This is a genomic window from Streptomyces sp. RP5T, assembly GCF_003933965.1.
Classification (GTDB): Bacteria; Actinomycetota; Actinomycetes; order Streptomycetales; family Streptomycetaceae; genus Streptomyces.
The window spans coordinates 1-4,674 of the sequence record NZ_RSAJ01000626.1 but is presented as its reverse complement, the minus strand read 5'-3'; the positions used below and the strand labels follow the sequence as shown (position 1 = coordinate 4,674).

The following is a 4,674-nucleotide window of genomic DNA, read 5'->3' as shown; positions in this document are numbered from 1 at the left end:
GCCCGGAAGGACGGGCACATGACGGCGGGCCCGGACACCGTGGTCGTACGGCATTTCGCGACGCCGACGCAGCGCCGTACGGCCGCGGAGAAGTCACCGCCGTCGGCCGGGTACCCGAAGGCCACGTCGACCGGTTCGCGGGGCAGGACGGCGAAGCGCAGGTGGGAGTCGAGGGGGGCCGGGCGGACCAGCATGCCGGGGTTCAGCAGGTCGTCGGGGTCCCAGAGGGCCTTCGTGCGCTCGAAGAGGGCGACCATGTCGTCGCCGTACATCCTCGGGAGCAGTTCGGCGCGGGCCTGTCCGTCCCCGTGCTCGCCGGACAACGACCCGCCGTGGGCCACCACGAGGTCGGCGAGCTCCTCGGAGAAGCGCCGGAAGCGGGCGATGCCGGGCGCGGTGAGCAGGTCGAAGTCGATGCGGACGTGGATGCAGCCGTCGCCGAAGTGACCGTACGGGGTGCCCCGCAGGCCGTGGGAGCCGAGCAGCCGCCGGAAGTCCCGCAGGTACGCGCCGAGCCGGGGCGGCGGCACCGCGCAGTCCTCCCAGCCGGGCCAGGCCTCGGTGCCTCCCCCAGCCCCAGGGGGCCGGGAGGTGCCCCCAGGCATCCGGGTGGCCGTGCCGCTGGCGTCCTCCCGGATGCGCCACAGGGCACGCTGTCCGGCGGGGTCGGTGACCACGAGGGCGTCGAGGACGTCGGCGGCGCGCACGATCTCCTCCGCACGCGCGCGTGCCTCGCCCTCGCTGTCCGCGCCGGTCTCCACGAACAGCCACGCGCCGCCCCTCGGCAGCGCGGCCGCCGAGGGCACCAGGTCGGCCGCCATGCCCTCCACCGTCAGGGGGCGGTGCACCAGCAGCCCGGCGGCGGCCTCGGCGGCCGCGCCTTCGTCCGCGTACCCGAGGACGGCGAGCGCACGCGCGCGTGGCGCCCGCACCAGCCGGACGACGGCCTCGGTGAGGATGCCGAGGGTGCCCTCGCTGCCGCAGAAGGACCGGGCGACATCGGCCCGGTTCTCGGGCAGCAGGGCGTCCAGCGCGTACCCGGAGATCCGGCGGGGCAGCTCGGGGAACCCGGTCCTGAGCCGCGCGAGTTCCCCGTCGACGAGTTCCCGCAGCCCTGCCGGTGCCCCCGCCCACTCCTGTCCGAGCCGCAGCCGCCGGCCGCGCGCGGTGACGACATCGAGCTCGCTCACACTGTCGGCGGTCGTGCCCCACGCCACCGAGTGCGAGCCGCAGGAGTTGTTGCCGATCATCCCGCCGAGCGTGCACCGGCCGTGCGTGGAGGGGTCGGGCCCGAACCGCAGCCCGTGCGGGGCGGCGGCCTCCTGGAGCCGGTCGAGGACGAGACCGGGCTGCACGACGGCGGTACGGCTGTCGGGGTCGACGGACAGCAGCCGGTTCATGTGCCGGGTGAAGTCCAGGACGACCCCGGTCCCGGTGGCCTGTCCGGCGATGGAGGTGCCCCCGCCGCGCGCCACCACGGGTACCCCGTGCGAGCGACAGACCTCCAGCACGGCGGCCACGTCGTCGGCGTCCGCCGGGGCCACCACCCCGAGGGGGACGCGCCGGTAGTTGGACGCGTCCATCGTGGTCAGGGCCCGGGAGGTGACGTCGAAACCGACCTCGCCCCGGACGGCCTTGCGCAGGTCGGCCTCAAGATCCGTCATGGTTCCAGCAAACCAGTCCGGTCAACACCGCCGCGTCTCACCCGACGGACTACGTTTCGGCCGGGTTTCCCCAGCGGCTACGCTCCCCTCGTGGCTGAGATCCAGATTCCCGCTGACATCAAGCCCGCCGACGGTCGATTCGGCGCGGGCCCCTCCAAGGTGCGGACGGAAGCGCTGGACGCGCTGGCCGCGACCGGAACCTCCCTCCTCGGCACCTCCCACCGCCAGGCCCCGGTGAAGAACCTGGTCGGCAAGGTGCGCGAGGGCATCAGTGAGCTGTTCTCGCTCCCCGAGGGCTACGAGGTCGTCCTCGGCAACGGCGGCTCCACCGCGTTCTGGGACGTGGCGACGCACGGACTGATCGAGAACAAGTCGCAGCACCTGACCTTCGGCGAGTTCTCGTCGAAGTTCGCGAAGGCGTCCAAGCTGGCCCCCTGGCTGGCCGAGCCGACCGTCATCTCCTCCGACCCCGGCACGCACCCGGGGCCGCAGGCCGAGGCGGGCGTGGACGTGTACGCGTTCACCCACAACGAGACCTCCACCGGTGTCGCGGCCCCGATCCGGCGCGTGGCCGGTGCCGACGAGGGCTCCCTGGTCCTGGTGGACGCCACCTCCGGCGCGGGCGGCCTCCCGGTCGACATCGCCGAGACGGACGTCTACTACTTCGCTCCGCAGAAGTCCTTCGCCTCCGACGGCGGTCTGTGGATCGGCGTGTTCTCCCCGGCCGCGATCGAGCGCGCCGAGCGGATCCACGCGTCCGGCCGCCACGTCCCGGAGTTCTTCTCGCTGCCGACGGCGATCGACAACTCCCGCAAGAACCAGACGTACAACACCCCGGCCCTCGCCACCCTCTTCCTGCTGAACCAGCAGCTGGAGTGGATCAACGGCCAGGGCGGACTCGCCTGGTCGACGGCCCGCACCAAGGACTCCTCGACCCGCCTGTACAGCTGGGCGGATGAGTCCAAGCACGCCACGCCGTTCGTCACCGACCCGGCCAAGCGCTCCCAGGTGATCGGCACGATCGACTTCTCGGACGAGATCGACGCCGCCGCGGTCGCCAAGGTCCTGCGCGCCAACGGCATCGTCGACACCGAGCCCTACCGCAAGCTGGGCCGCAACCAGCTGCGCGTCGCGATGTTCCCGGCCATCGACCCGGCGGACGTCGAGGCGCTCACCAGGTGCGTCGACTACGTGATCGAGAAGCTCTGAGCACTTCGGTACGACGATGAGGGGCGCCCGGTAAGCACCGGGCGCCCCTTCCTCGTCCTGCGGCCGGCGTCAGCCGCGGAAGCCGAGCAGACCGTGCAGGGTGCCGCCGCCGGACACCGCCGGGGCCGGGGTTGACGCGCCGGTCAGGGACGACGCCTTCGCCGGCTGGGCCTCCTGCGGCTCAGGGTCGGGCAGCTTCTTGCAGACCGCGTCGGCGGTGCCGTGGCCGCGCGGGACCGTGCCGTCCGTCAGGTACCTGGCGAGGTACTTGTCGAGGCAGGCGTTGCCGCTGAGCGAGATGCCGTGGTTGCCGCCGCCCTGCTCGACGACCAGGCTGGAGTGCTTGAGGAGACGGTGGACCGTGACGCCGCCCTGATACGGGGTGGCCGCGTCGTCCGTCGCCTGGAACAGCAGCACCGGCGGCAGCTTGGAGTTGGCGACGTTCACCGGCTTCAGCGTCTTCGTGGGCCAGAACGCGCAGGGGGCGTTGTACCAGGCGTTGCTCCACGCCATGAACGGGGCCTTCTTGTACACGGCCCAGTTGTCCTTCTGCCACTGCCGCCAGTCGCGCGGCCAGGAGGCGTCACGGCACTGGACGGCCGTGTAGACGCTGTAGCCGTTGTCACCGGAGGCGTCGATCGCGGCGAGGTTCTCGTAGGCCGCGACCAGCGGGGCGGCGTTCTTGTCGTTGACGTACGCGGCGAACGCCTTGGCCAGGTCGGGCCAGTAGCCGTTGTAGTAGCCGCCCGGTATGAAGGTGTCCTCCAGTTCGGCCGCGCCCACCTTGCCGCCGGCCGGCGTCTTCGCCAACTGGGCCTGCATGGCGTACCACTTGGCCTCGATCCTGGCCGGATTCGTGCCGAGCCTGTACGTGGAGTCGTACTTGGCGATCCACGCCATGAGCGCCTTCTGGCGGGCGTCGAAGGCGTAGTCCTGCGAGATGTTGGCGTCGTACCAGACCCCGTCGGGGTCGACGATGGAGTCCAGCACCAGGCGGCGCACCCGGTCCGGGAAGAGCTTCGCGTAGACCTGGCCCAGGTAGGTGCCGTACGAGTAGCCGAAGTAGTTGATCTTCTTCGCGCCGAGGGACCCGCGGATCGAGTCCATGTCCTTCACGGCGTTGATGGTGTTGATGTACGGCAGCACGTCCGCGTACTTGCGCCCGCACGCGGCGGCGAAGGACCTGGCGCGCTCCAGGTTGGCCTTCTCGATCGCGGGCGTGTTCGGGACGCTCGGGGGCCGGACCGGGTTGAAGTGGCCGGGGGCGCAGTCGAGGGCGGGCTTGCTCTGGCCGACACCGCGCGGGTCGAAGCCGATGACGTCGTACTGGGCCGCGACCGCCTTGGGCAGGTTCGAGGCGACGAACCCGGCGAGGCCGAGTCCGCTGCCGCCGGGACCGCCGGGGTTGACCAGCAGCGGGCCCTGGTACGTCTTCGCGGTGTGCGGCACCCGGGACAGGGCCAGCGTGATCTGGCGCCCCTTCGGGTGGGCGTAGTCGAGCGGCACCTTCACCGAACCGCACTGCAGCGTGGGGTGGTTCTCGGTGCCGCACTTCTTCCAGCTGACCTTCGCCGACAGGGCGGTGGCCGCTGTGCCGGAGGTACCGGCCTCGGCGGGGACGGCCGTGACGGCTCCCGCCAGGACGACGGTCGCACCGCACAGCACAACTGCGCTTCTTCTCATGAAGCCGCATCCTGTCGAAGAAGTCTCCGGATGAGAAACGTCTGAACGAAAGATTTGAAACTCCTTTGAGCCGGAGGCACTTGGCCCGTACCAAGCGCCTCCGGTCCCACGCCTCCCC

General features: G+C 71.4%; 3 protein-coding genes. 1 reads left to right on the top strand and 2 read right to left on the bottom strand.

What is annotated here, in order from left to right:
- Positions 1-1,664: FAD-binding oxidoreductase (locus tag EHS43_RS37885; protein ID WP_148104196.1), on the bottom strand; the 1,664-nt coding region annotated here is incomplete at its 3' end.
- Positions 1,665-1,754: 90 nt separating this feature from the next.
- Here EHS43_RS37885 and serC point away from each other — a divergent pair.
- The gene (gene serC / locus EHS43_RS37880; protein WP_125195153.1) at positions 1,755-2,873 is read left to right on the top strand and encodes a phosphoserine transaminase; all 1,119 of its coding nucleotides are present in this window, start codon (positions 1,755-1,757) and stop codon (positions 2,871-2,873) included.
- A 69-nt stretch (positions 2,874-2,942) separates the two neighbouring features.
- Here the strand turns inward: serC and EHS43_RS37875 are convergent, their stop codons facing one another.
- Positions 2,943-4,556 carry an alpha/beta hydrolase gene (locus EHS43_RS37875; RefSeq protein ID WP_125195152.1) on the bottom strand — a complete coding sequence of 538 codons (1,614 nt, stop codon included), beginning with the start codon at positions 4,554-4,556 and terminating at the stop codon, positions 2,943-2,945.
- Positions 4,557-4,674 lie beyond the last annotated feature (118 nt).

Bases quoted from the DNA above. Each gene is read 5' to 3' on its own strand.
- EHS43_RS37875 (WP_125195152.1), bottom strand. From the start codon at position 4,556: ATGAGAAGAAGCGCAGTTGTGCTGTGCGGTGCGACCGTCGTCCTGGCG.